The organism is Pseudomonas sp. USTB-Z, from assembly GCF_019691255.1.
Taxonomy (GTDB): Bacteria; Pseudomonadota; Gammaproteobacteria; order Pseudomonadales; family Pseudomonadaceae; genus Aquipseudomonas; species Aquipseudomonas alloputida.
On the sequence record NZ_JAECZP010000034.1, the window covers coordinates 25,297 to 49,853 of the forward strand.

Below are 24,557 nucleotides of genomic sequence, written 5' to 3' on the forward strand. Positions count from 1 at the left end.
AGGGCTCCGGGTGTGCTCAGTCTTGGCGCACGAAATAGTCATAACGCATGGAAACCGTGACCTCGAACGGCTCGGGCTGGTCGATCACCCGGGCACGTTTTTCCGCGCTGGCACGCCAGCCGTGTGGGGTCATGGCCAGCAGATCGGCGCGGGCCTTGGGCGCGGCCAGGCTCAGGCGGAACTCGAGGGTTTCGCTGTGTGCATGGGCCATGCCTTCAGGGACCAGGGCCAGGTGCTTGTCGTCGGCGTAAGGGCGTACTTCATCGTAGAGCACTTCACGCAGTTCCATCAGGTGGCCGCTGGTCGGGCCGACCCGCATCAGGCCGCCGCCGGGGCTGAGCAAACGCTTGGCCTCGGCCCAGTCCAGCGGGCTGAAAACGCTGGCGATGAACTGGCAACTGGCGTCGGTCAGCGGCACGCGGGCCATGCTGGCGACCATCCAGGTGACCGCCGGTGCTCGGCGGCAGGCGCGCTTGACCGCTTCGCGGGAGATGTCCAGCGCATAGCCGTCGGCGGCCGGCAAGGCCTGGGCGATCTGTGCGGTGTAGTAACCCTCGCCGCAGCCGATGTCCAGCCAGGTGCCAGGCTGGCGCTCGGCGGCCAGCTCGGCCAGGCGGCGGGCGACTGGCGCGTAATGGCCAGCGTCGAGAAAGTCGCGGCGTGCCTCGACCATGGCCTGGTTGTCACCGGGGTCGCGGCTGTTCTTGTGCTGCACCGGCAGCAGGTTCAGGTAACCCTGGCGGGCGCGGTCGAAGCGGTGGCCGGCTGGGCACACCACACCATTGTCGAGCCGGCTCAGCGGCGCCTGGCAAAGCGGGCAGGCAAGCATCAGGCGAGCAACCGAACCAGGGTCTGGTAGTAGATTTCGGTCAGCAGATCGAGGTCGCTGGCCAGGATCCGCTCGTCAACCTGGTGGATGGTGGCGTTGACCGGGCCGAGTTCGACCACCTGGGTACCCATGGTTGCGATGAAGCGACCATCGGAGGTGCCGCCGCTGGTGGAGGGCTGGGTATCGCGACCGGTGACGCCCTTGATGCTGGCCGCCACGGCGTCGAGCAGCTCGCCTGGTTCGGTCAGGAACGGCAGGCCAGACAATGCCCAGTCGACCGACCAGTCCAGTTCATGCTTGTCGAGAATCGCCGACACCCGCGCCTGCAAGCCTTCGACGGTGGACTCGGTAGAGAAGCGGAAGTTGAACAGCGCGGTCAGCTCGCCCGGGACCACGTTGGTGGCGCCGGTGCCGGAATTGAGGTTGGAGATCTGGAAGCTGGTGGGTGGGAAGAACGCGTTGCCTTCGTCCCAGTGTTCGGCAGCCAGTTCCGCCAGGGCCGGGGCGGCCAGGTGGATCGGGTTGCGCGCCAGGTGTGGGTAGGCCACATGGCCCTGTTTGCCGCGTATGGTCAGCTTGGCGCCCAGCGAACCACGGCGACCGTTCTTGACCACGTCACCCAGCAAGGTGGTGCTGGACGGTTCGCCGACGATGCACCAGTCCAGACGCTCGTTGCGCGCTTTCAGGCGCTCGACCACCGCCTTGGTGCCGTGGTGAGCCGGGCCTTCCTCGTCGCTGGTGATCAGAAACGCGACCTTGCCGCGGTGGTTCGGGTAGTCCTGCACGAAGCGCTCGCTGGCGATGACCATGGACGCCAGGCTGCCCTTCATGTCGGCGGCGCCACGGCCACAGAGCATGCCGTCGGCGTCGATCAGTGCCTCGAAGGGTTCATGCTGCCATTGCTGGACCGGGCCGGTAGGCACCACGTCGGTGTGGCCGGCAAAACACAGTACCGGGCCATCCTGGCTGCCGTGGGTGGCCCAGAAGTTGTCGACGTCTTCAATGCGCATCGGCTCCAGCTGGAAACCGACGGCGCCCAGACGGTTCATCATCTGCGCCTGGCAATCGGCGTCGACGGGGGTGACCGAGGGGCGACGGATCAGGTCGCAGGCCAGTTGAAGGGTAGGCGAGAGCTCGGCAGGGGCCGTCATGGGGGACTCCGGGGCAAGGCAAGGCGGGGAAATCTGAGGGGCGTTATCTTATATCAAATGGTTTCGGGCAGCACGGCCCATTCGCGGGCACGCCCGCTCCATCAGGTACCGCACAGCTCTGAATGCCTGTGCCAGGCCCGTGGGAGCGGGCGTGCCCGCGAATGGGCTGCACAGGTCAGCCCCGGCAATCTCAAGCCTGCTGCGCTTGGGCAGCCTTTTCTGCGGGCTTGGGCAGCGACGACAGGAACGCCATCACCAGCGCTGCCACATAAGGCAACGACTGCACCAGCAACATCGCCACCCAGAAGCGCATGTCCGAGCTCGGCAGCCCCTGAACCAGGTAGATGCCCAGCGCCGCGCCCCACAGCAGCAACATGATGAACAGCTCTTCACGGGCTTCGGAAATCGCCACCAGCAACCCATGGCTGTCAGCGTTCTTCGGTGTGCGGAAGAACGGCATGCTGCTGGTGAAGAAACCATACAGTACCGCCTTGGCGATGGTGTGCGACAGCGCCAGCCCGGCCAGCGCAGCTGCGAAGGCATCCTTGAGGTTCACCCCCACCGCTCGGCGGTACAGGAAGATGATCTTGCCGACCTTGAAGAAGAACAGCGCCAGCGGCGGGATGGCGAAGATCATCAGGGGCGGATCGACCCGATGCGGCACGATGATCATCGCCGCCGACCACAACAGCGCGCCGATGGTGAAGAAGATGTTCATGCCATCGGCGATCCACGGTAGCCAGCCGGCCAGGAAGTGGTAGCGCTGGCCACGGGTCAGCTGGCTGCCTTTGCCGCGCAGCAGCGCGCCGGCGTGGTGCTTGATGATCTGGATGGCGCCGTAGGCCCAGCGGAAGCGTTGCTTCTTGAAGTCGATGAAGGTGTCGGGCATCAGGCCCTTGCCGTAGCTGTTGTGGGCGTAGGCGGCGGACAGGCCTTTCTCGAACACACGCAGGCCCAGTTCGGCGTCCTCGCAGATGCACCACTCGGCCCAGCCCAGTTCTTCCAGCACGCTGCGCCGGGTCATGGTCATGGTGCCGTGCTGGATGATCGCGTCACGGTCGTTGCGGGTAACCATACCGATGTGGAAGAAGCCTTTGTATTCGCTGTAGCACAGCTTCTTGAAGGCGCTTTCGTGCTGGTCGCGGTAATCCTGCGGTGACTGCACCACGGCAATTTTCGGGTCGGCGAAGTGGGGCACCATGTGCTTGAGCCAGTTGCGGTCCACGCAGTAGTCCGAGTCGATAACCGCGATCACTTCGGCGTCCTTTGCCGTGTGCGGGATCAGGTAGTTCAACGCACCGCCCTTGAAGCCGGCCAGCGGCGCGACGTGGAAGAACTTGAAGCGCTCGCCAAGCTTTTCGCAGTGGGCCTTGAGTGGCTCCCACACGGCCGGGTCCTTGGTGTTGTTGTCGATCACCAGCACTTCGTAGTCGGGGTAGTCCAGGGCGGCCAGGGCGTCCAGGGTCTGTTTCACCATCTCAGGTGGCTCGTTGTAGCACGGCACATGCACCGACACCTTGGGCCGGTAGGCACTGTCGGCCTGCACGGGCAGGAATTCGCGGCGGCGCTTGTGTATCCAGACCGCCTCGGCCAGTTCGTGGGCCTCGGTGAGCAACACGATGAACACGCCCAGCGCGCCGAGGGCCAGCAGCACGCCCACGGTCAGGCTGAACCAGGTGCTGTATTGCTGGCTGTAGTCATAGGCGATCCACACCAGTACCGACCCGCACAGGAAGGTGATGAACGTCAGGAAGGTACGGCCACGCTGGCGCAGGGCCGAGCCATCGATGAACAGCACCATCAGGGCGATCATTGCCAGCACCACCGACGCCACTGCCAGGGCCCGCCACTGCGGGATCGCCACCACAGGGCCGTCGAAGTTGAACTTCTGCTGGCGCTCGGCGTTGTAGACGCCCCAGTAGGCGCCTACCGACCCTTCGTCGCTGGCCTTCCAGGGTTGGTCATAGGCTTCAATGACAAAGTAGTTGTAGCCACGGCGGTTGAGGGTATTGACCAGGGTGCGCAAGTAGATGGCCTGGTCGGCCTGTGTGGCATCGGCACCACCGCGCATGCGGCCGTTGCTCGGCCAGCCGACTTCCGACAGCAGCAGGGGTTTGCGCGGGAACTGGTGCTTCAGTTCACGGGCGCGGTCGAGGACGAACTCGACCGAATCCTTCATCGGCACGAACTCCCAGTAGGGCAGGATGTGCGCGGCAATCAGGTCGACGTGCCTGGCCAGCTCAGGATGTTCCTTCCAGATGTGCCATTGTTCACTGGTGGTCACGGGCACCTTCACGGCTGCGCGTACGCGGTCCAGGTATTTGATCAGGTTTTCCGGTGTGACTTCTTCACGGAACAGCGCCTCGTTGCCGACCACCACCCGCACCACGCTGCGCGACGTGTTGGCCAGCTGGATGGCCGTGGCGATTTCGCGCTCGTTGCGCTCCAGGTCCGGGCTGATCCATATCCCCAGCGTCACCCGCAGGCCGAACTCCTCGGCCAGGCGCGGGACGTCGGCCTGGGTGCCTTCCACGGTATAGATACGGATGCTGTCGGTCAGTTTGCTCAGTTGCTCCAGGTCCTGACGCATTTCGTCGTCGGTGGGGTACTGACCCTTCTGTGGGCTTTCGCCCAGGCGGAACGGCGAATACGAAAAGCCAGAGATCTGTTCTGGCCAGGCGGGGGCGGAGACCGGGCGGTTGATCAGTGCCCAGAACCCGGTGAACAGTGCGGCGATGGCCAGCACCACTACCAGGTTCAGGCCGAATTTACGTGAAGACATCGTCGTCCATTCATGTGGAAGTGATAGGACATTAAAGCAGGGTTGGCAGTCTCTTTCCTAACGATGCAGGCCAAGGGTTCACTGGCATATAATGCGCGCCGGTTTTTTGGGGTATGAACATGAGCACAGAAGATCCACGCTTTGCCGGCGTTGCCCGGCTGTATGGCGACCAGGGGCTGCAACGTCTGGGCCAGGCCCATGTGGCTGTGGTCGGTATTGGCGGGGTGGGCTCGTGGGTGGCCGAAGCCCTGGCACGCAGCGGCGTGGGCGAGATTACCCTGTTCGACCTGGACGATGTCTGCGTCAGCAACACCAACCGCCAGGCCCATGCGCTGGAAGGGCAGGTGGGGCGGCCCAAGGTCGAGGTCATGGCCGAGCGCCTGCGGGCGATCAACCCAGGGTGTACGGTGCATGCGGTGGCCGACTTCGTCACCCGCGAGACCATGGCCGAGTACATCACCGAGCACCTCGACTGCGTGATCGACTGCATCGACAGCGTCATGGCCAAGGCGGCGCTGATCGCCTGGTGTCGGCGGCGCAAGATTGCCATTGTCACTACCGGTGGCGCGGGTGGGCAGATCGACCCGACGCAGATCCAGATCGCCGACCTGAGCAAGACCTTCAACGACCCATTGGCTTCACGGGTGCGTTCCACCCTGCGCCGCGACTACAACTTCTCGCGTAATGTCAGCCGTAACTATGGCGTGCCGTGCGTGTTCTCCAGTGAACAGCTGCGTTACCCCAAGGGTGATGGCAGTGTTTGCCTGCAGAAAAGCTTTGTCGGTGAAGGCGTGCGGCTGGACTGCTCGGGTGGCTTTGGCGCGGTGATGATGGTGACTGCGACCTTTGGCATGGTAGCGGCGAGCAAGGCGATAGAAAAACTGGTGGCTGGAGCGCGCCGGCCGTCGGAACGGGTCAAGCCTGAATAGACCGCGTGGGCGTCTTCGCGGGCCCGCCCGCTACAGGTATTGCATCTCTCTCAAGCATGATGCCGTACCTGTGGGAGCGGGCAGGCCCGCGAAGAAACCGGCGCCGATTCAGCGGTTGGATGCCAACTCCGCCATCCGCTGCAACACCGCATGCAGCCCATTGCTGCGCGACGGCGACAGTTGGCGTTCCAGCCCGAGCTGGGTAAACCACTCGCGCAGATCAATCCCGGCCAGCTCCTCACTGGCCAGTCCCTGCACCCGCACCAGCAACAGCGCCAGCAGCCCACGCAACAAGCGGGCATCGCTGCTGGCCTTGAACCACCACACGCCCTCGATCTGCTCGGCCACCAGCCACACCAGGCTCTCGCAGCCATGCACCCGGTTGGCCTCGGTCTTTTCGGCATCAGCCAGCGGCTCCAGGCGGTCACCCCACTGCATCAACAGCCGCGCACGCTGTTCCCAGCCTTTGCCCTGTTGAAACGCTTCCAGCGCTTGGTGCGCCTGTTCCGGCAGGCTCATCGCAACAGCTCCAGGCCTTGGTCCAGCGCGTCGAAGAAACGCTGCACGTCATCGCTGTCGTTGTACAAACCCAGCGATACCCGTATCGCGCCCTCCAGCCCCAGCCCCTTCAGCAGTGGCATGGCACAGTGGTGACCGGCACGCACGGCAATGCCCTGTTCAGTCAGCAAATGAGCGATATCGGCGTTGTGCACGCCCTCGATGACGAAACTGGCCAGGGCCGTCTGCGGTGCGCCCAACACCCTCACGCCCTCGCGGTCGCCCAGGCCACGCAGCAGGTGCTGGTGCAGGCTGGCTTCATGCGCTGCGACCGCATGGGCATCGAGGCTGGCCAGGTAGTCCAGCGTTGCACCCAGGCCGATCACCCCGGCAATCGGCGGCGTACCCGCTTCGAAGCCCAGGGGCGCGGGACGGAAGCTGGCGCTGTGGTACTCGGCCAGCTGCACCATCTCGCCACCGAACTGCCAGTGGCGCAACAGCTTCAGGGCCTGGGCGCGGCCATAGAGCACGCCGACGCCGTCCGGACCGTACAGCTTGTGGCTGGAAAACACATAGAAGTCGCAGCCCAGTTGCTGCATGTCCTGGCGACCATGCACCACGCCCTGGGCACCATCAACCACCGTCAGCGCGCCCTGGGCGCGGGCATGGGCCAGCAGCGCAGGCAGCGGTTGCCAGGTACCCAGCACGTTGGACAGCTGGCTGATGGCGAGTACTCGGGTGCGCGGGCCGATCAGTTGCAGTGCCTGGTCCTGGTCGATACGACCCTGGGCGTCCAGTGGCAGCACCACCAGGCGCAGGTTGCGCCGGTGCGCCAGCTGTTGCCAGGGCAACAGGTTGGCATGGTGCTCCAGGGCACTGATGGCAATTTCGTCACCGGCTTCGAGGCGGTGCTCCAGGCCATAGGCCAGCAGGTTCAGTGCCGAGGTGGCGCCGTGGGTGAACACGATCTGCCGCGAGTCTGCGGCATTGAGCCAGGTGGCGACCTTGTCGCGGCTGGTTTCGAAGGCCTGGGTCGCCAGCGCACCTGGCAAATGCTGGGCACGGTGCACGTTGGCTGCGCCATGGCCGTAGTAATGGCTCAGGGCATCGAGCAGGGCTTGCGGCTTCTGGGTGGTGGCGGCGCTGTCCAGATAGGTCTGGTGCTGCCGTTGCAGGGCGGCGATGGCGGGGAAGTCGGCACGCCAGGGAGAGGGCTGGAACATGTTTGCGAGGCCTGGAATGAAAATCGGGTCTGGTGCATTGGCGCCAGACCCGATCTTAACACCTCAAACCCGGCAGGGTTCTCAGTTGTGAGCGTGCAGCGCTTCGTTCAGCTCGATGGCCGACTTGTGGGTCTTGCACTCTACCGCGCCGTTCAGCGAGTTGCGGCGGAACAGCAGGTCGGTCTGGCCGGCCAGGTCGCGGGCCTTGACCACTTTGACCAGTTCGTTGTTCTCGTCCAGCAGGTTCACCTTGGTGCCCGCGGTGATGTACAGGCCGGCTTCGACGGTGTTGCGGTCGCCCAACGGAATACCGATACCGGCGTTGGCGCCGATCAGGCAGCCTTCGCCGACTTTGATGACGATGTTGCCGCCACCGGACAGGGTGCCCATGGTCGAGCAGCCGCCGCCCAGGTCCGAGCCCTTGCCGACGAATACGCCAGCGGAAACGCGGCCTTCGATCATGCCCGGGCCTTCGGTACCCGCGTTAAAGTTGACGAAGCCTTCGTGCATGATGGTGGTGCCTTCGCCAATGTAGGCGCCCAGGCGCACACGGGCGGTGTCGGCGATACGCACGCCGGCCGGGACCACGTAGTCGGTCATTTTCGGGAACTTGTCCACCGAGAACACTTCCAGCAGCTCGCCCTTCAGGCGTGCTTCCAGTTGCAGCTCGGCCAGTTCGCCCAGGTCGACCGCGCCCTGGTTGGTCCAGGCCACGTTCGGCAGCAGCGGGAAGATACCGGCCAGGCTTACGCCATGCGGCTTGACCAGGCGGTGCGACAGCAGGTGCAGCTTGAGGTAGGCCTCTGGGGTCGAGCTCAGGGCAGCGTCTTCGGCCAGCAGGGTGGCGACCAGCGGCTTGTGGCTCTCTGCCAAGCGGGTCAGCAGGGCGGCCTGGGCAGCGTCCACGCCTTTCAGGGCTTCGGCCAGTTGTGCGGCCTGGGCGTTGCTGAAGGCGATGGCCTGGTTGCCACCTTCGTAACCGAGAACAGGGGCTACTGCAGCAACCAGTTCGGCGCTCGGGTTGAGCAGCGGTTGTGCGTAGAACACTTCCAGCCAGGCGCCCTGGCGGTTCTGGGAGCCGACACCGAAGGCCAGGCTGAACAGGGTATTGGACATGTGATTACCTCGTGCGAAATAGGGTGGGGGCTCAGGCCAGGGCAGCGGCGTACAGGTCGGGCTTGAAGCCAACCAGGGTACGCGCGCCAAGGTCGAGCACCGGGCGTTTGATCATCGACGGCTGGGCCAGCATCAGCTCGACGGCCTTGGCCTGGTCGAGGTCTGCCTTGCTGGCGTCGTCCAGCTTGCGGAAGGTGGTGCCGGCACGGTTGAGGATGACTTCCCAGCCGTGTTCGTCGCACCAGCGGTTCAGGCTGTCGCGGTCGATGCCTTGGGTTTTGTAATCGTGGAATTCGTAGGCGATGGCTTTGTCTTCGAGCCAGGTACGCGCCTTTTTCATGGTGTCACAGGCTTTGATGCCGTAGAGCGTGTAGGTCATTGTGTACATTGGGGATACAGGTTGCCCCAATCTCTCCGTTTTTCGATGTCAGTCGCGGGATTATGCGGGAACGAGACAGGGAGCGCCACGGGTGTGCAAGTCTTGGGTTTTGATGGGGCGTGGTTAGGTCTGCCTTGAGTCTTGTAGCGCGTTTGAGATCGAGCGCCGCCAGGTTCCTGGCTTAAGAGATTCAGCGCCTGTGAGATCGAGCGCCGCCCGCGCGGCGCTTCGCGGGTAAACCCGCTCCTACGTTTGTTTCGGGCCAGTTATGCCTGTGGCATTTGCGCGCGAACGCCTTGGCGCACGCCTCGATATCGCGTCGTACAAACAAGGCGGTCGCGCGGGTCTGGCACAGGCGATACTGGCCCGAAACAAATGTAGGAGCGGGTTTACCCGCGAAGCGCCGCGCGGGCGGCGCTCGATCTCAAAGGCGCTGAATCTTTTAAGCCGGGAACCTGGCGGCGCTCGATCTCTTGGCGCACGCCTCGATATCGCGTCGTACAAACAAGGCGGTCGCGCGGGTCTGGCACAGGCGATACTGGCCCGAAACAAACGTAGGAGCGGGTTTACCCGCGAAGCGCCGCGCGGGCGGCGCTCGATCTCGCAGGCGCTACAAGACTCAAGGCAGGCCCTACCATCAAACCTAAGTATCATCATGTTACATATTCAACCGCCACCTGCGACTATCGTGCAGCGGCCCCAGCTCGCCGATCGCCGCTAACATATTGTTTCAATGGCGATGTTTCGCCCCGTTGTCGTTTCTGGTTCACAAAGGAAGCCTTACCGGATGCAGTCCGCCTACACCGTCCTCATCCTGCTGACCCTGGTCAGCCTGTCGAAGCTGGTCGGCCGTGTGATCCCGCTGCCATTGCCGCTGGTACAGATTGCCGCCGGTGCCTTGCTGGCGTGGCCGACGCTGGGCCTGCATGTAGCCCTTGACCCCGAATTGTTCCTGTTCCTGTTCCTGCCTCCGCTGCTGTTCGCCGACGGCTGGCGCATCCCCAAGCGTGAGTTATGGCGCATTCGTGGCCCGGTAGTGGCGCTGGCCGTGGGGCTGGTGTTGTTCACCGTGGTCGGCGCCGGTTACTTCATCCACTGGTTGCTGCCGAGCATCCCGTTGCCGGTGGCCTTCGCCCTGGCGGCAGTGCTTTCGCCGACCGACGCCGTGGCCGTTTCGGCCATTGCCCAGGACCGCCTGCCCACTCCCCTGATGCACATGCTGCAGGGCGAGGCGCTGATGAACGACGCGTCGGGCCTGGTAACCTTCAAGTTCGCCTTGGCGGCGGCGATCACCGGGGTGTTTTCGTTGGCTGACGCCAGCTTCAGCTTCGTGCTGGTCGCACTGGGCGGCCTTGCGGTGGGCGTGGTACTGAGCTGGTTGATCGGTCGCCTGCGCATGTGGATGATCACCCGGGGCTGGGACGATCCGGCTACCCATGTGGTGTTCATGTTGCTGCTGCCGTTCGCAGCCTACGTGCTGGCCGAGCGCCTGGGCGTTTCGGGTATTCTCTCGGCAGTGGCGGCCGGCATGATGCAGAGCTGGCTCGACCTGCTGCCGCGTCAGACCAGTACCCGCCTGCTCAACCGCAGTGTCTGGTCGTTGCTGGAGTTTGCCTTCAATGGCCTGATCTTCCTGTTGTTGGGCTTGCAGTTGCCAGACATCATCAAGGCTGTGGTCAGCCACGAAGCGACCCTCTGGCCGACATTGGCCTACCGCTGCCTGGACGTGGTGGCGATCTTTGCCGCACTGATTGTGTTGCGGTTCATCTGGGTCCAGAGTATCTGGCGCTCGATCGGCGTGGTCCGTCGCTGGCGCGGCAAGCCGGCACTGGTGCTGATGCCTACGGCGCGTTCCTGCTGGTTGCTGACCTTGGGGGGTGTGCGCGGCGCTGTCACCCTGGCGGGTGTCATGTCGATCCCGTTGCTGATAGGGGCTGGTACAGCGTTCCCGGAGCGTGACCTGCTTATCTTCATTGCTGCGGGGGTAATCCTGCTGTCGTTGATCAGCGCCTGCATCGCGCTGCCGATATTACTGCGCGGGGTGACCAAGAGCCCGGACGAGCGCTTGCACCAGGAAGTGCAGGAAGCCTGGCGGCGCACGGCCGAGGCGGCGATTCATGCCTTGGAGGCAGAAGAGGTGATCGACAGCAACGCCCCGCAGGATGCTGCGCAGGCAACGTTGGCGACCGAGTTGAAGGCGCGCTTGATGGCTGAATACCGGGATGAGCTGGAAAGCTACGACGACAGTGCCGAAGCCAAGGCCCTGGCCGCACAGATGGACTTGCTGGAGCGGCGTTTACGCTTGCGTGCCCTGAGGGCGCAGCGGCTGGAATTGTATAACCTGCATCGTCAGCACCTGGTGGGGGATGAGGTGGTGCGGCAAGTACTGGGTGAGCTGGATATGAGTGAGGCGAACCTGGGGCAGGTCAAGTAGACCCTATCAAGGCCCTTCGCGGGCACGCCCGCTCCCACAGGTACTGCGCTGCGCTTGAAATCAGCGCAGTACCTGTGGGAGCGGGCGTGCCCGCGAAGGGGTTGATCAGCTGTTTTGCAGGAAGGCGCGAATCCGCTCGGCCGCCTCGATGCATTCGGCCAGCGGTGCAACCAGTGCCATGCGCACGCGCCCGGCACCCGGGTTCACCCCATCCACCTCGCGTGACAGGTACGACCCCGGTACCACGGTCACATGCTGGGCTTCGAACAGGTCACGGGTGAACTCGGCATCGTCGCCCGGTACCTTGGCCCACAGGTAGAAACTGCCGTCCGGGCGTTGCACGTCCAGTACCGGCTGCAGAATATCCAGCACGGCATCGTACTTGGCTCGGTATTGGTCGCGGTTCGCGCGCACATGCGCCTCGTCCTGCCAGGCAGCGATGCTGGCCAGCTGGGTTTGCACCGGCATCGCGCAGCCGTGGTAGGTGCGGTACAGCAGAAACGGCTTGATGATCTGGGCATCGCCCGCGACGAAGCCCGAGCGCAGCCCAGGCAGGTTGGAGCGCTTGGACAGGCTGTGGAACACCACGCAGCGCGCAAAATCGCTACGGCCAAGCTCGGCGCATGCCGACAGCAGGCCAGGCGGTGGCGCGTCCTCGTCGAAGTACAGCTCGCTGTAGCACTCGTCGGCGGCGATCACGAAGTCGTGTTCGTCAGCCAGGGCAATCAGCTTCTTCAGGGTGTTCATTGGCACCAGCGCACCGGTAGGGTTGCCCGGCGAGCACAGGAACAGGATCTGGCAACGCTTCCACACCTCGGCCGGTACGGCGTCGAAGTCCGGGTTGAAACCGTTGTTTTCCAGGCACGGCAGGTAGTGCGGGGTGGCGCCGGCCAGCAGCGCTGCGCCTTCGTAGATCTGGTAGAACGGGTTGGGGCTGATCACCAGGCCGTCATCGGCGCGGTTGACCACGGCCTGGGTGAAGGCGAACAGCGCTTCCCGGGTGCCATTGACCGGCAGGATGTGGCGGTCGGCGTCCAGCCAGCCGGCTGGCACGCCAAAGCGTCGTTCACACCACTGGCCGATGGCCTGGCGCAGGGCTGGCAAACCAAGGGTGCTCGGGTAAACCGCCAGCTTGTCGAGGTTGTCGGCCATGGCCTGGGCAACGAACGCCGGCGATTCGTGCTTCGGCTCACCGATCGACAGGGCGATGGCGCGTTTGTCCGCCGCAGGCTTCACACTGCCCAGCAGGGCGCGGAGCTTTTCGAACGGATAGGGCTGAAGCTGGGTCAAGGCATGGTTCATCGGCGCAAGGTCTCGTCAATCGTCTAATCGTTAAAAGGTCACGCGGGTCTGGCTGGTGTCGCTACCTTGACCGGCCTGCAGTTGCTGCACGATGGCTTCCTGCAGGCGGCTGCACAGCTGCGGGTCTGACAGCGGCTGGTTGTCGGCATCGGTAATGAAGAACACGTCTTCTACCCGCTCACCGAGGGTGGCGATCTTGGCGTTTTGCAGTGACAGGTCGAACTCCAGGAAGATCCGCCCCAGCCGGGCCAGCAGGCCTGGGCGGTCTGGCGCGGTGATTTCGAGGATGGTCACCGGCCGCTGGGCATCGTTGAGGATGGTCACTTGCGGCGGGAAGTCGAAGTGCTTGAGCTGCCGCGGCACCCGGCGCTGGATGATGGTCGGGTAGTCCTCGGGGTTGCGCAGCGCTTCTGTCAGGCCGTCGCGAATCTGCTTGACCCGCTGCGGGTTGTCGCCGATCGAGCCGCCGTCGTTGTCCAGCACAATATAGGTGTCGAGGGTGAACTGGCTGCTCGACGTGATGATTCGTGCGTCGTGGATGTTCAGGTTCAACTGCGACATGGCCGCCACCGTCACGGCGAAGAAATCGTGCTGGTCGGGGGCATAGATGAAGATCTGCGTGCCGCCTTCGAACTCGCGCTGGGTGGTTTCCTTGATCAGCACCAGCGGCCCGCCATCGGCCGGTTGCTGCAGGATCGCATCCGTGTGCCAAGCCACGTCGGCGGCCGTGTGCTTGAGGAAATAGTCATCGCCCAGTTGCGCCCATAGCTGCTCGACGTCATCCGGGTCAATGCCCTCGCGCACCAGAATATCCAGCGCTGACGACTGGGTCTGGCGAATCTGCTCTTCGCGGTCCAGCGGGTTTTCCAGGCCGCGACGCAGGGCGCGCTTGGTTTCGGTGTACAGCTGGCGCAGCAGGCTGGCCCGCCACGAGTTCCACAGGCTCGGGTTGGTGGCGTTGATGTCGGCCACGGTCAGTACGTACAGGTAGTCAAGGCGCGTCTCGTCGCCCACGTGCAGGGCAAAGTCGTTGATCACCTGCGGGTCGGACAAGTCCTTGCGCTGAGCGGTGGTCGACATCACCAGGTGGTTCTGCACCAACCAGACGATCAGGCGGCTGTCCCAGGCCGGCAACTGGTGCCGTTCGCAGAACTTCTGCGCGTCCACTGCACCGATTTCCGAGTGGTCGCCCTGGCGACCCTTGCCAATGTCGTGGTACAGGCCGGCCAGGTAGATCAGCTCGGGTTTGGGCAGGCGCCCCATGAGCTTGCTGGCCAGCGGGAATTTCTCGGAAACCGGCGTGTATTGCAGCTTGCGCAGGTGCTTGATGAGGTTGAGGGTATGCGCGTCGACCGTATAGATGTGGAACAGGTCATGCTGCATCTGCCCGACGATCAGGCCGAACTCTGGCAGGTAACGGCCGAGAATGCCGTAGCGGTTCATCCGGCGCAGGTTGCGGTGGATGCCGATTTCGCACTTGAACAGCTCGATGAACAGGCTGGTATTGCGGATATCGGTGCGGAACGTGTCGTCGATCAGGTGGCGGTGTTCGCGCAGCAGGCGCACGGTATCGGCACGCACACCCTTGATCTCGGGGTGTTGGGCCATCAGCACGAAGATTTCCAGCATGGCGAACGGCGTGCGCTTGAACACGTTCGGATGGGCGGCCTCGATGTAGCCGTCATGCAGGCGGAACCGCGCGTTCAGTGGCTGGGTGCTGCCACTTTCCTCATCGGCGAGGATAACCTCTTCGAAGTGCTGGATGATCAGGTCGCACAGCTGGCTGATGCTCATCACCACCCGGTAGTACTGCTGCATGAATTGTTCGATCGCCCGCTTGGGGTTTTCATCGCTGTAGCCCAGCAGCGTGGCGATGCTGCGCTGGTGGTCGAACAGCAGGCGGTCTTCGGCGCGTCCGGCCAGCATGTGCAGGGCATAACGGACTTTCCAGAGGAAGTCCTGGGACGAAGCCAGCAGTTCATTCTCGCTTTCCAGCAAGAAGCCTTCGCCGGCCAGTGCATGCAGGTTGAGCGTCCCGTACTGGCGGCGGGCCACCCAAAGGACCGTCTGGATGTCACGCAGGCCACCTGGCGAACCCTTGACGTTGGGTTCGAGGTTGTATTCCGTGTCGTTGTACTTGTGGTGGCGGGCCTTGAGTTCGGCGCGCTTGGCCAGGAAGAACTCCTTGCTCGGCCACATGTGCGCGGTGCTGGTGACTTCCAGCATGCGCTGGCGCAAGGCCTCGGGGCCGGCGATGGTGCGGCTTTCCATCAGGTTGGTGATTACCGTCAGGTCGGCGCGGGCCTGTTCGGCGCACTCGTCGACGGTGCGCACGCTCTGGCCGACTTCCAGGCCAATGTCCCACAGCAAGGTCAGAAAGCGCTCGATGGCGTCGCGGTACTGCTCGTGCTCGGCAGCGCCCAGCAGAATCAGCAGGTCGATGTCCGAGTGCGGGTGCAGTTCACCGCGCCCGTAGCCGCCCACCGCAACCAGGGCGATGCCGCTCTGGTCGCCCCAGTCGAACTGGTTCCACGCCTGTTGCAGGATATTGTCGACGAGCCAGGCGCGGGCCTCGATCAGCGGGCGGATGTCGCTGCCGGCGCTAAAACGTTTGTCGAGCACCTCGCCGGCCAGGCGGATGGCTTTCTTGAAGGCGGCGATGGGGCTCGCCTTGAGGGCCAGTTCCGCCTGGAACTGGCCACGGTCGAACAGCTCGGGGTCCACCTGGGGCATCGCGTCACGTTCCTGTCGTGGGGTGGCCTGTCGGAGTGCGGTCAGGCCGAAGTGCGCGGGATGGTGTCGTCCTTGCGCAGGGTGAAGATCTCGTAGCCAGTCGCAGTCACCACCAAAGTGTGTTCCCACTGGGCCGAGAGCTTGCGGTCTTTGGTGATGGCGGTCCAGCCGTCGCCCAGCACCTTGGTGTCGGCCTTGCCTTGGTTGATCATCGGCTCGATGGTGAAGGTCATGCCTTCCTTCAGCTCCATGCCCGTGCCCGCGCGGCCGTAGTGGAGGATCTGCGGCTCTTCATGGAACACTTTGCCGATGCCATGACCGCAGAACTCGCGCACTACCGAGAAGCCGTTCTTTTCCGCGTGCTTCTGGATCACTTCACCGATGTCGCCCAGGCGGCAGCCCGGCTTGACCAGCTCGATGGCCTTGTACATGCATTCCTGGGTGACCTTGGACAGGCGCTCGGCCCAGACCGGCACGTTACCGACGTGGAACATGCGGCTGGTGTCGCCGTGGTAGCCGTCCTTGATCACGGTGACGTCGATATTGAGCGTGTCACCGTCCTTGAGCGGCTTGTCGTTGGGGATGCCGTGGCAGACCACATGGTTGATCGAGGTGCAGATCGACTTCGGGTAGCCCTTGTAGTTGAGCGGTGCCGGGATGGCCTGCTGAACGTTGACGATATAATCGTGGCACAGGCGGTCGAGCTCTTCGGTGGTGACACCGGGCTTGACGTGTTCTTCGATCATTTCCAGCACTTCGGCGGCCAGGCGGCCAGCGATGCGCATCTTCTCGATGTCTTCTGCGGTCTTGATGGTGACGGTCATTACAGGCTCTCTACGGCGCCGTGCACGGCGCGAACAAACGGGAAAGGCCGGATTCTAGCAGAGCAGGGCGCCGATCGGTCGGGATAAAGGCGGTCATGCTGTTGTCTACAGCTGGCATTCTGGCGCGAAAGCCGGGGTGCTGCAAAAAGTGCTGACAGACGCAACAGTATCCGGGTTCCGTTCGCTCGCGGTCTGTGGTATAAAATGCGCCGCTTTCGGGGACGACCCCGTCAGCACTTAACCCACACACGTGTCGACACGATGACCTGGGTGCCCCGAGTTGCAGAATTCGCGGGTTGGTCATTGGGATACGTGGAGGCCCAACCCGACTTATCAAGGAACTATCATGTCCCAAGTCAACATGCGCGATATGCTGAAGGCCGGTGTGCACTTCGGCCACCAGACCCGTTACTGGAACCCGAAAATGGGCAAGTACATTTTCGGCGCGCGTAACAAGATCCACATCGTCAACCTGGAAAAAACCCTGCCAATGTTCAACGACGCTCTGTCGTTCGTAGAGCGCCTGGCCCAGGGCAAGAACAAGATCCTGTTCGTCGGCACCAAGCGTTCCGCCGGCAAGATCGTCGCCGAGCAAGCAGCTCGTTGCGGTTCGCCGTACGTTGACCACCGTTGGTTGGGCGGCATGCTGACCAACTACAAGACCATCCGCGCTTCGATCAAGCGTCTGCGCGACCTGGAAACCCAGGCCGAAGACGGCACTTTCGCCAAGCTGACCAAGAAAGAAGCCCTGATGCGCTCCCGCGACCTGGAAAAACTGGATCGCAGCCTGGGCGGCATCAAGGACATGGGCGGTCTGCCAGACGCTCTGTTCGTTATCGACGTTGATCACGAGCGCATCGCGATCACCGAAGCCAACAAGCTGGGTATCCCGGTTATCGGCGTTGTCGATACCAACAGCAGCCCGGAAGGTGTTGACTACATCATCCCAGGTAACGATGACGCCATTCGCGCTATCGAGCTGTACATGACTTCGATGGCTGACGCAGTCATCCGCGGCCGCAACAACGTTGCCGGCGGCACCGAAGTTTACGCTGAAGAAGCGGCTGCACCTGCTGCTGAGTAATAGGCGCTAGCGTCTACTTGGCACGCAAAAAGGGGGCTTTGCCCCCTTTTTGCCACCTTGAAATCCTGCTGTCAGCATCGGCCCCGCATCATGGGCCTGCTGAAATGAAAACAGCGGATTTGCAGAATTGAACGCCCGTGATTGACGGGTGGAATGGTTGAAAAACTTTCCAAGAGGATTTTGAAATGGCAGCAATTACTGCAGCGCTGGTAAAAGAACTGCGCGAGCGTACCGGCGAAGGCATGATGGATTGCAAAAAGGCCCTGGAAAAGGCCGGCGGCGACATCGAGAAAGCCATTGACGACATGCGTGCCTCGGGCGCCATCAAGGCCGCCAAAAAGGCTGGCAACGTCGCTGCTGAAGGCGCTATCGCCGTCAAGACCGACGGTACATCCGCCGTCCTGCTGGAAGTGAACTCGCAGACCGACTTCCTGGCCCTGCAAGACGACTTCAAGAACTTCGTGGCCGAAAGCCTCGAAGAAGCCTTCGCCCAGAAGCTGACCGACGCCGCTCCGCTGATCGCCTCGCGTGAAGCTGCTCGTGAAGCCCTGGTTGCCAAGTGCGGCGAGAACGTCAACATCCGTCGCCTGGTGCGCGTTGAGGGTGACGTTGTCGGTGCCTACCTGCACGGCAACAAGATCGGCGCTGTCGTCGTTCTGAAAGGCGGTGACGTGGAGCTGGCGAAGAACATCGCCATGCACGTTGCAGCTTCGAACCCTGAGTTCCTGGATTCGTCGGAAATCTCCGCCGAGGCCATCGAGCGCGAGAAGAATGTCTTCCTGCAGCTGAACGCCGACAAGATCGCCGGCAAGCCGGAAAACATCGTTGAGAACATGATCAACGGTCGTATCACCAAGTTCAAAGCCGAAGCCTCGCTGAAAGAGCAAGCCTTCGTCATGAACCCGGAAGTCAAGGTTGGCGAGCTGGCCAAGAAAGCCGGTGCTGAAATCGTTTCCTTCACCTACTTCAAAGTAGGCGAAGGCATCGAGAAGCCAGTCGACGACTTCGCTGCTGAAGTTGCCGCTCAGGTAGCTGCTGCCAAGCAGTAAGACAGCCCCGTCTGTCGCCCCAAAGAGGCTGCCCGCTCACGCGCGCAGCCTCTTTGTCAAAACGGAGAGGGGTTTATACGACTCCCTCTTCGCTGGCACCGAAGCGGTGCCACGCTACAGTTAGCAGGCTGCAAACAGCCCGCACGAATTTTCTAAAAGTACGCCGCAGGAGAGACTCGCAATGGCTCAGCAGGTGAGTGGTCGCCAACCTCGCTATAAACGCATTTTGCTCAAACTTAGCGGCGAGGCCCTGATGGGCTCGGAAGACTTCGGGATCGACCCGAAAGTGCTGGATCGCATGGCGCTTGAAGTTGGCCAGTTGGTAGGGATCGGCGTCCAGGTCGGCCTGGTGATCGGTGGTGGCAACCTGTTCCGCGGCGCCGCGCTCAGCGCAGCCGGCATGGACCGCGTCACGGGTGACCACATGGGGATGCTGGCTACCGTGATGAACGGCCTGGCCATGCGCGATGCGCTGGAGCGCTCGAACATCCCGGCCCTGGTCATGTCGGCCATTTCCATGGTGGGTGTCACCGATCATTACGATCGCCGCAAAGCTATTCGTCACCTCAACTCCGGGGATGTGGTAATTTTCTCCGCCGGTACCGGCAACCCGTTCTTCACCACCGACTCCGCGGCCTGCCTGCGCGCCATCGAAATCGATGCTGACGTGGTGCTGAAGGCGACCAAGGTCGATGGCGTGTACACTGCCGATCCATTCAAGGACCCGCATGCCGAGAAATTCGATCACCTGACCTACGATGAGGTTCTGGATCGCAAGCTGGGTGTGATGGACCTGACCGCAATCTGCCTGTGCCGTGACCACAAGATGCCATTGCGGGTATTCAACATGAACAAGCCTGGCGCCCTGCTGAACATCGTGGTGGGTGGCGCTGAAGGCACACTGATCGAGGAAGGCCAAGCATGATCAACGACATCAAGAAAGACGCGCAGGAGCGCATGGGCAAGTCCATCGAGGCCCTGTCCCGCAACCTGGCTGCAATCCGCACCGGTCGCGCTCACCCAAGCATCCTGGACAGCGTCAAGGTTACCGCCTGGGGCAGCGAAATGCCGCTGAACCAGGTCGCCGCGATCACCGTCGAAGATGCCCGCACCCTGAAGATCGTCGCTCACGACAAGAACCTCAGCGCTGCCATCGAAAAGGCCATCCTCACCTCCGATCTGGGCCTTAACCCGTCCAGCGCCGGTACCACCATCCGTGTCCCGATGCCGGCCCTGACCGAGGAAACCCGCAAGGGCTACACCAAGCAGGCCAGCGGTGTTGCCGAGGATGCCAAGGTAGCCGTGCGCAACGTGCGCCGCGACGCCCTGGCTGACCTGAAAAAGCTGACCAAGGACAAGGAGATCAGCGAAGACGAAGAGCGTCGCGCCGCGGACGAGATCCAGAAGCTGACCGACAAGTTCGTCGCCGAAGTCGATGCTGCCTTCAAAGCCAAGGAAAAGGACCTGATGGCCGTCTAAGGCCGGGGTTTTTTAATGGAAAAGACCAAGCCAGCGGCGCCGTCCTCGGTGCCGCGTCATGTCGCGATCATCATGGATGGCAACAATCGCTGGGCGAAAAAACGCCTGCTGCCCGGCGTGGCCGGGCACAAGGCGGGTGTGGACGCCGTTCGCGCGGTCATCGAAGTCTGTGCCAAATCCGGGGTCGAGGTACTGACCCTGTTCGCCTTCTCCAGCGAGAACTGGCAGCGCCCTGCCGAAGAGGTCGGTGCGCTGATGGAGCTGTTCTTCTCGGCGCTGCGCCGTGAGGCCAAGCGCCTTGACGAGAACAATATCAGCCTGCGCATCATCGGCGACCGATCGCGTTTCCATCCTGAGCTGCAGGCCGCCATGCGCGAAGCCGAGGCAGTGACCGCCGGCAACAACCGCTTCATTCTGCAGATAGCAGCCAACTACGGTGGCCAGTGGGACATCGCCCAGGCTGCCCAGCGGCTGGCGCGGGAAGTGCAAGCCGGGCACCTGCGCCCCGAAGACATCACCCCGGGCCTGCTGCAGACCTGTCTGGCAACCGGCGAGCTGCCGTTACCAGACCTTTGTATTCGCACCGGTGGCGAGCACCGCATCAGCAATTTCCTGTTGTGGCAGCTGGCCTATGCCGAGTTGTACTTCTCCGACCTCTACTGGCCGGACTTCAAACACGAGGCCATGCGCAATGCCCTGGCCGATTTCGCTTCGCGCCAGCGCCGCTTCGGTAAGACCAGCGAGCAGGTCGAGGCTGGAGCTCGTGCTTAATGCTTAAACAACGCATCATTACTGCGCTGATCCTGCTGCCGGTCGCGCTGGGTGGTTTCTTCCTGCTCAATGGCGGGGATTTCGCCCTGTTCATCGGCTTCGTAGTGACCCTCGGTGCCTGGGAGTGGGCGCGCCTGGCCGGGCTGATGGCCCAGCCGCTGCGCATTGCCTATGCTGCGGTGGTCGCGGGGGCGTTGATGCTGCTGTACATCCTTCCGGAACTGGCGCCCTGGGTACTGGGCGCTGCGGTGATCTGGTGGGGGCTGGCCACCTGGCTGGTGCTTACCTACCCGCGCAGCAGCGACCTGTGGGCCAGTGCTGCCTGTCGGTTGCTGATCGGCCTGCTGGTGTTGCTGCCGGCCTGGCAAGGGTTGGTGCTGCTCAAGCACTGGCCCCTGGGCAACTGGCTGATCCTGTCCGTCATGGTGCTGGTGTGGGCCGCCGACATCGGTGCGTACTTCTCTGGCCGGGCATTCGGCAAGCGCAAGTTGGCTCCGCAGGTCAGCCCGGGCAAGAGCTGGGAAGGCGTGTACGGTGGCCTGGCGGTCAGCCTGTTGATTACCCTGGGTGTCGGCATCAGCCGCGACTGGGGCTTTGGTCAGATCCTGCTGGGCCTGTTGGGCGCTGCGTTGCTGGTGATGTCCTCGGTGGTCGGTGACCTGACCGAGAGCATGTTCAAGCGTCGCTCCGGTATCAAGGACAGCAGCAATCTGTTGCCCGGGCATGGGGGTGTGCTCGATCGCATTGACAGCCTGACTGCGGCAATCCCGATTTTCGCCGTACTGCTGTGGGCTGCCGAATGGGGTGTGATGTGAGTCGCCCGCAGCGTATTACCGTGCTCGGGGCCACCGGCTCCATTGGCCTGAGCACGCTGGATGTGATTGCGCGCCATCCTGACCGTTATCAAGCGTTTGCCCTCACTGGCTATTCGCGCATCGACGAGCTGTTGGCCTTATGTGTGCGTCATCGCCCGGCATTCGCTGTGGTGCCGAGCACTGAGGCGGCGGTGAGGTTGCGTGCGGGTCTGGCTGCGGCCGGCTGCACCACCGAGGTGCTGGAAGGTGAGGCCGGGCTTTGTCAGGTGGCGTCGGCCGCTGAAGTGGATGCAGTGATGGCAGCCATTGTCGGTGCTGCCGGCCTGCGGCCCACGCTGGCAGCGGTCGAGGCCGGCAAGAAGGTGTTGCTGGCCAACAAGGAAGCACTGGTGATGTCGGGCGCACTGTTCATGGAGGCGGTGCGGCAAAAAGGGGCCGTGCTGCTGCCGATCGACAGCGAACACAACGCTATCTTCCAGTGCATGCCAGGCGACTACGCCCGTGGTCTGAGTGCCGTCGGTGTGCGCCGGATCCTGCTTACCGCGTCCGGCGGGCCGTTCCGCGAAACGCCGGTCGAGGCGCTGCTGGACGTGACCCCGGAGCAAGCCTGTGCGCACCCTAACTGGTCCATGGGGCGCAAGATTTCCGTGGATTCGGCCAGCATGATGAACAAAGGCCTCGAGTTGATCGAAGCCTGCTGGTTGTTCGATGCCGTGCCGTCCAAGGTTGAGGTGGTGGTGCACCCGCAGAGTGTAATCCACTCGCTGGTCGACTACGTGGACGGATCGGTACTCGCGCAGTTGGGCAACCCGGACATGCGTACGCCGATCGCCAACGCGTTGGCCTGGCCGGAACGGATCGATTCCGGGGTTGCCCCTCTGGACCTGTTCGCCATCGCCCGTCTGGATTTTCAGGCGCCCGACGAACAACGCTTCCCTTGCCTGCGCCTTGCGCGGCAGGCTGCCGAGGCCGGCAACAGCGCGCCTGCCGTGCTCAATGCAGCCAACGAGGTTGCGGTCGAGGCATTTCTTGAACGGCGCATCCGCTTCCCGGAGATCGCGGGTATGATCGAACAGGTACTCGACCAGGAACCGGTCGTGCCGCTGCCGTCGCTGGATGCGGTATTTGCCGCCGATCAGCGTGCCCGGGAGCTTTCCCGTGAGTGGCTGAGGCGTCACGGCCGCTGATGCAGCCCCGCCAAGGTTCGTGAGGGGGCTGGGCAGGAATGCCCGCCCGCTGAACATCATTCGGAGATGGACATGACAGCGCTCTACATGATTATCGGCACCCTCGTGGCGTTGGGTGTGTTGGTCACTTTCCACGAATTCGGTCACTTCTGGGTGGCGCGCCGCTGCGGCGTCAAGGTGCTGCGTTTCTCGGTGGGTTTCGGCACGCCGCTGCTGCGGTGGCATGATCGCCACGGCACCGAGTTCGTTGTTGCGGCCATTCCTCTGGGGGGCTACGTCAAGATGCTCGACGAGCGTGAAGGCGATGTGCCGCCGGCGCTGGCCGGGCAGTCGTTCAACCGCAAGTCGGTGCGCCAGCGTATTGCGATTGTCGCGGCAGGCCCGATCGCCAATTTTCTGCTGGCTATCCTGTTTTTCTGGGTGCTGGCGATGCTGGGTACCCAGCAAATCCGCCCGGTTATCGGCGCGGTCGACAGTGGCAGCCTGGCAGCATCTGCAGGGCTGACCGCAGGTCAGGAAATCGTTTCTGTAGATGGCAAGCCGACCAACGGTTGGTCGGCGGTCAATTTGCAGCTGGTTCGTCGTCTGGGCGAGAGCGGTACCTTGCAGATTGGCGTGCGCGATGAGGGCGCCAGCGCCGAGCGTCAGTTGCAGGTCAAGCTGGACAATTGGCTCAAGGGCGCCGACGAGCCGGACCCGATTCAATCCCTGGGGCTGCGCCCTTGGCGACCGGCGATCACACCTGTGCTGGCCGAGATCGATCCGAAGGGGCCGGCTGCCGCTGCGGGCCTGAAAACCGGTGACAAGCTGCTGGCTCTGGACGATGTGGCAGTGACTGAATGGCAGCAGGTTGTCGACCGCGTGCGCGCCCGTCCGGATGCCAGGGTAGTGGTGCGAGTGGAGCGCGATGGCGCTGCCCTGGAGCTGCCGGTGACCTTGGCCCGCAAGGGGGAGGGCAAGGCCGTCGGTGGCTATCTTGGCGCTGGCGTCAAAGGTGGCGAATGGCCTGCCAACATGCTCCGCGAAATCAGCTACGGCCCGCTGGATGCGGTGGGTGAGAGCTTGTCGCGTACCTGGAACATGAGCGTCCTGACCCTTGAATCGCTGAAGAAAATGCTGTTCGGGGAGCTCTCGGTAAAAAACTTGAGTGGACCGATAACCATTGCTAAAGTGGCGGGCGCTTCAGCCCAGTCCGGCGTGGGGGATTTCCTGAATTTCCTGGCCTACCTGAGCATAAGCCTGGGGGTTCTTAACCTGCTGCCCATTCCAGTACTGGACGGGGGGCATTTGCTGTTTTACCTGGTCGAGTGGGCGCGCGGTCGTCCGCTGTCGGATCGGGTGCAAGGTTGGGGGGTTCAGATCGGTATCAGTTTGGTCATAGGGGTGATGTTGCTCGCCCTGATCAACGATCTGGGTCGACTATAAAGCTTCGCTCAATTGCGAACCTGCCGTTTTGTGACGGCAGGTTGTTTATTGCCAGTTGGAATAAAAGGACTTCATGAAACGTCTGCTGCTAACTGCGGTCATGTCCGCACTGATGATCGCTGAAGTTCACGCCGAGTCCTTCACCATCTCCGATATTCGCGTCAACGGCCTGCAGCGGGTTTCCGCTGGCAGTGTGTTCGGTGCCTTGCCGCTGAACGTTGGCGACCAGGCCGACGACCGCCGCCTGGTGGACTCGACTCGTTCCTTGTTCAAGACCGGGTTCTTCCAGGACATCCAGTTGAGCCGCGATGGCAATGTGCTGATCATCAACGTGGTCGAGCGCCCGTCGGTGTCGAGCATCGAGATTGAAGGCAACAAGGCGATCAGCACCGAAGACCTGATGAAGGGCCTGAAACAATCGGGCCTGGCCGAAGGTGAGATCTTCCAGCGTGCCACCCTCGAAGGTGTGCGTAATGAGCTGCAGCGCCAGTACGTGGCCCAAGGGCGCTACTCGGCCGAGGTCGACGCCGAGGTGGTGCCGCAGCCG

Annotated in this window: 21 protein-coding genes; 11 read left to right on the forward strand and 10 right to left on the reverse strand. The window is 63.0% G+C overall.

What is annotated here, in order from left to right; all coding sequences use genetic code 11:
* Positions 1–16: 16 nt before the first annotated feature.
* The 3 genes from I8746_RS25960 to I8746_RS25970 form a co-directional block, all read right to left on the reverse strand.
* Positions 17–829, reverse strand: a complete 813-nt coding sequence (locus I8746_RS25960) for a putative RNA methyltransferase (protein ID WP_014754288.1) — start codon at positions 827–829, stop codon at positions 17–19.
* Positions 829–1,980 (reverse strand): succinyl-diaminopimelate desuccinylase, encoded by a 1,152-nt coding sequence (gene dapE / locus I8746_RS25965; RefSeq protein ID WP_004574734.1) that lies wholly within the window; start codon positions 1,978–1,980, stop codon positions 829–831. The genes I8746_RS25960 and dapE overlap by 1 nt, the downstream gene beginning before the upstream one ends.
* A 190-nt stretch (positions 1,981–2,170) precedes the next feature.
* The gene (locus I8746_RS25970; protein ID WP_012053552.1) at positions 2,171–4,762 is read right to left on the reverse strand and encodes a glycosyltransferase; all 2,592 of its coding nucleotides are present in this window, start codon (positions 4,760–4,762) and stop codon (positions 2,171–2,173) included.
* 119 nt (positions 4,763–4,881) lie between these two features.
* Between I8746_RS25970 and tcdA the strand changes: the two genes are divergently transcribed.
* Positions 4,882–5,691, forward strand: a complete 810-nt coding sequence (gene tcdA / locus I8746_RS25975; RefSeq protein ID WP_012053551.1) for a tRNA cyclic N6-threonylcarbamoyladenosine(37) synthase TcdA — start codon at positions 4,882–4,884, stop codon at positions 5,689–5,691.
* Positions 5,692–5,799: 108 nt separating this feature from the next.
* Here tcdA and I8746_RS25980 read toward each other — a convergent pair whose 3' ends face one another.
* The 4 genes from I8746_RS25980 to I8746_RS25995 all read right to left on the reverse strand — a co-directional run bounded on the left by I8746_RS25980 (position 5,800) and on the right by I8746_RS25995 (position 8,907).
* Positions 5,800–6,210 carry a SufE family protein gene (locus I8746_RS25980; protein ID WP_012053550.1) on the reverse strand — a complete coding sequence of 137 codons (411 nt, stop codon included), beginning with the start codon at positions 6,208–6,210 and terminating at the stop codon, positions 5,800–5,802.
* Positions 6,207–7,412, reverse strand: a complete 1,206-nt coding sequence (locus tag I8746_RS25985; protein ID WP_012053549.1) for a cysteine desulfurase — start codon at positions 7,410–7,412, stop codon at positions 6,207–6,209. Before I8746_RS25985 ends, I8746_RS25980 begins: the two co-directional genes overlap by 4 nt.
* Before the next feature lie 81 nt (positions 7,413–7,493).
* Positions 7,494–8,528 carry a 2,3,4,5-tetrahydropyridine-2,6-dicarboxylate N-succinyltransferase gene (gene dapD / locus I8746_RS25990; RefSeq protein ID WP_004574732.1) on the reverse strand — a complete coding sequence of 345 codons (1,035 nt, stop codon included), beginning with the start codon at positions 8,526–8,528 and terminating at the stop codon, positions 7,494–7,496.
* 31 nt (positions 8,529–8,559) lie between these two features.
* The gene (locus tag I8746_RS25995) at positions 8,560–8,907 is read right to left on the reverse strand and encodes an ArsC family reductase (RefSeq protein WP_003252272.1); all 348 of its coding nucleotides are present in this window, start codon (positions 8,905–8,907) and stop codon (positions 8,560–8,562) included.
* Positions 8,908–9,694: 787 nt separating this feature from the next.
* Between I8746_RS25995 and I8746_RS26000 the strand changes: the two genes are divergently transcribed.
* Positions 9,695–11,341, forward strand: coding sequence for a Na+/H+ antiporter (locus I8746_RS26000; RefSeq protein WP_012053546.1), 1,647 nt, complete (start codon positions 9,695–9,697; stop codon positions 11,339–11,341).
* A 105-nt stretch (positions 11,342–11,446) separates the two neighbouring features.
* On the opposite strand, the gene dapC is transcribed toward I8746_RS26000, so the two are convergent.
* Genes dapC through map form a run of 3 tightly spaced genes read right to left on the reverse strand, consistent with a single transcriptional unit; the run spans position 11,447 to position 16,200 of the window.
* The gene (dapC, locus tag I8746_RS26005; RefSeq protein ID WP_012053545.1) at positions 11,447–12,643 is read right to left on the reverse strand and encodes a succinyldiaminopimelate transaminase; all 1,197 of its coding nucleotides are present in this window, start codon (positions 12,641–12,643) and stop codon (positions 11,447–11,449) included.
* Positions 12,644–12,673: 30 nt separating this feature from the next.
* A complete protein-coding gene (locus tag I8746_RS26010) occupies positions 12,674–15,376 on the reverse strand; it encodes a [protein-PII] uridylyltransferase (protein WP_221101178.1) in 2,703 nt (900 codons plus the stop codon).
* Between the two features lie 41 nt (positions 15,377–15,417).
* Complete coding sequence (gene map, locus I8746_RS26015) at positions 15,418–16,200, reverse strand: type I methionyl aminopeptidase (RefSeq protein WP_003252286.1); 783 nt, start codon at positions 16,198–16,200, stop codon at positions 15,418–15,420.
* Between the two features lie 346 nt (positions 16,201–16,546).
* Between map and rpsB the strand changes: the two genes are divergently transcribed.
* The 9 genes from rpsB to I8746_RS26060 all read left to right on the forward strand — a co-directional run.
* Positions 16,547–17,284 (forward strand): 30S ribosomal protein S2, encoded by a 738-nt coding sequence (gene rpsB, locus I8746_RS26020; RefSeq protein WP_003252287.1) that lies wholly within the window; start codon positions 16,547–16,549, stop codon positions 17,282–17,284.
* A gap of 185 nt (positions 17,285–17,469) precedes the next feature.
* Positions 17,470–18,333 carry a translation elongation factor Ts gene (gene tsf / locus I8746_RS26025; RefSeq protein WP_003252290.1) on the forward strand — a complete coding sequence of 288 codons (864 nt, stop codon included), beginning with the start codon at positions 17,470–17,472 and terminating at the stop codon, positions 18,331–18,333.
* A 181-nt stretch (positions 18,334–18,514) separates the two neighbouring features.
* On the forward strand, positions 18,515–19,258 hold the full coding sequence (gene pyrH / locus I8746_RS26030; RefSeq protein WP_003252294.1) for a UMP kinase: 744 nt from the start codon (positions 18,515–18,517) through the stop codon (positions 19,256–19,258).
* A complete protein-coding gene (frr, locus tag I8746_RS26035) occupies positions 19,255–19,812 on the forward strand; it encodes a ribosome recycling factor (protein WP_003252296.1) in 558 nt (185 codons plus the stop codon). Before pyrH ends, frr begins: the two co-directional genes overlap by 4 nt.
* Before the next feature lie 15 nt (positions 19,813–19,827).
* Positions 19,828–20,583 (forward strand): polyprenyl diphosphate synthase, encoded by a 756-nt coding sequence (gene uppS, locus I8746_RS26040; protein WP_003252299.1) that lies wholly within the window; start codon positions 19,828–19,830, stop codon positions 20,581–20,583.
* Positions 20,583–21,398: a phosphatidate cytidylyltransferase gene (locus I8746_RS26045; protein WP_003252301.1), complete on the forward strand. Its 816-nt coding sequence runs from the start codon at positions 20,583–20,585 to the stop codon at positions 21,396–21,398. Before uppS ends, I8746_RS26045 begins: the two co-directional genes overlap by 1 nt.
* Positions 21,395–22,585: a 1-deoxy-D-xylulose-5-phosphate reductoisomerase gene (gene ispC / locus I8746_RS26050; protein ID WP_041168522.1), complete on the forward strand. Its 1,191-nt coding sequence runs from the start codon at positions 21,395–21,397 to the stop codon at positions 22,583–22,585. The genes I8746_RS26045 and ispC overlap by 4 nt, the downstream gene beginning before the upstream one ends.
* A gap of 72 nt (positions 22,586–22,657) precedes the next feature.
* Positions 22,658–24,010 carry an RIP metalloprotease RseP gene (rseP, locus tag I8746_RS26055; RefSeq protein ID WP_012053542.1) on the forward strand — a complete coding sequence of 451 codons (1,353 nt, stop codon included), beginning with the start codon at positions 22,658–22,660 and terminating at the stop codon, positions 24,008–24,010.
* Positions 24,011–24,083: 73 nt separating this feature from the next.
* Positions 24,084–24,557, forward strand: a 474-nt coding sequence (locus I8746_RS26060) for a POTRA domain-containing protein (RefSeq protein WP_311044816.1), incomplete at its 3' end; no start/stop codon positions are given.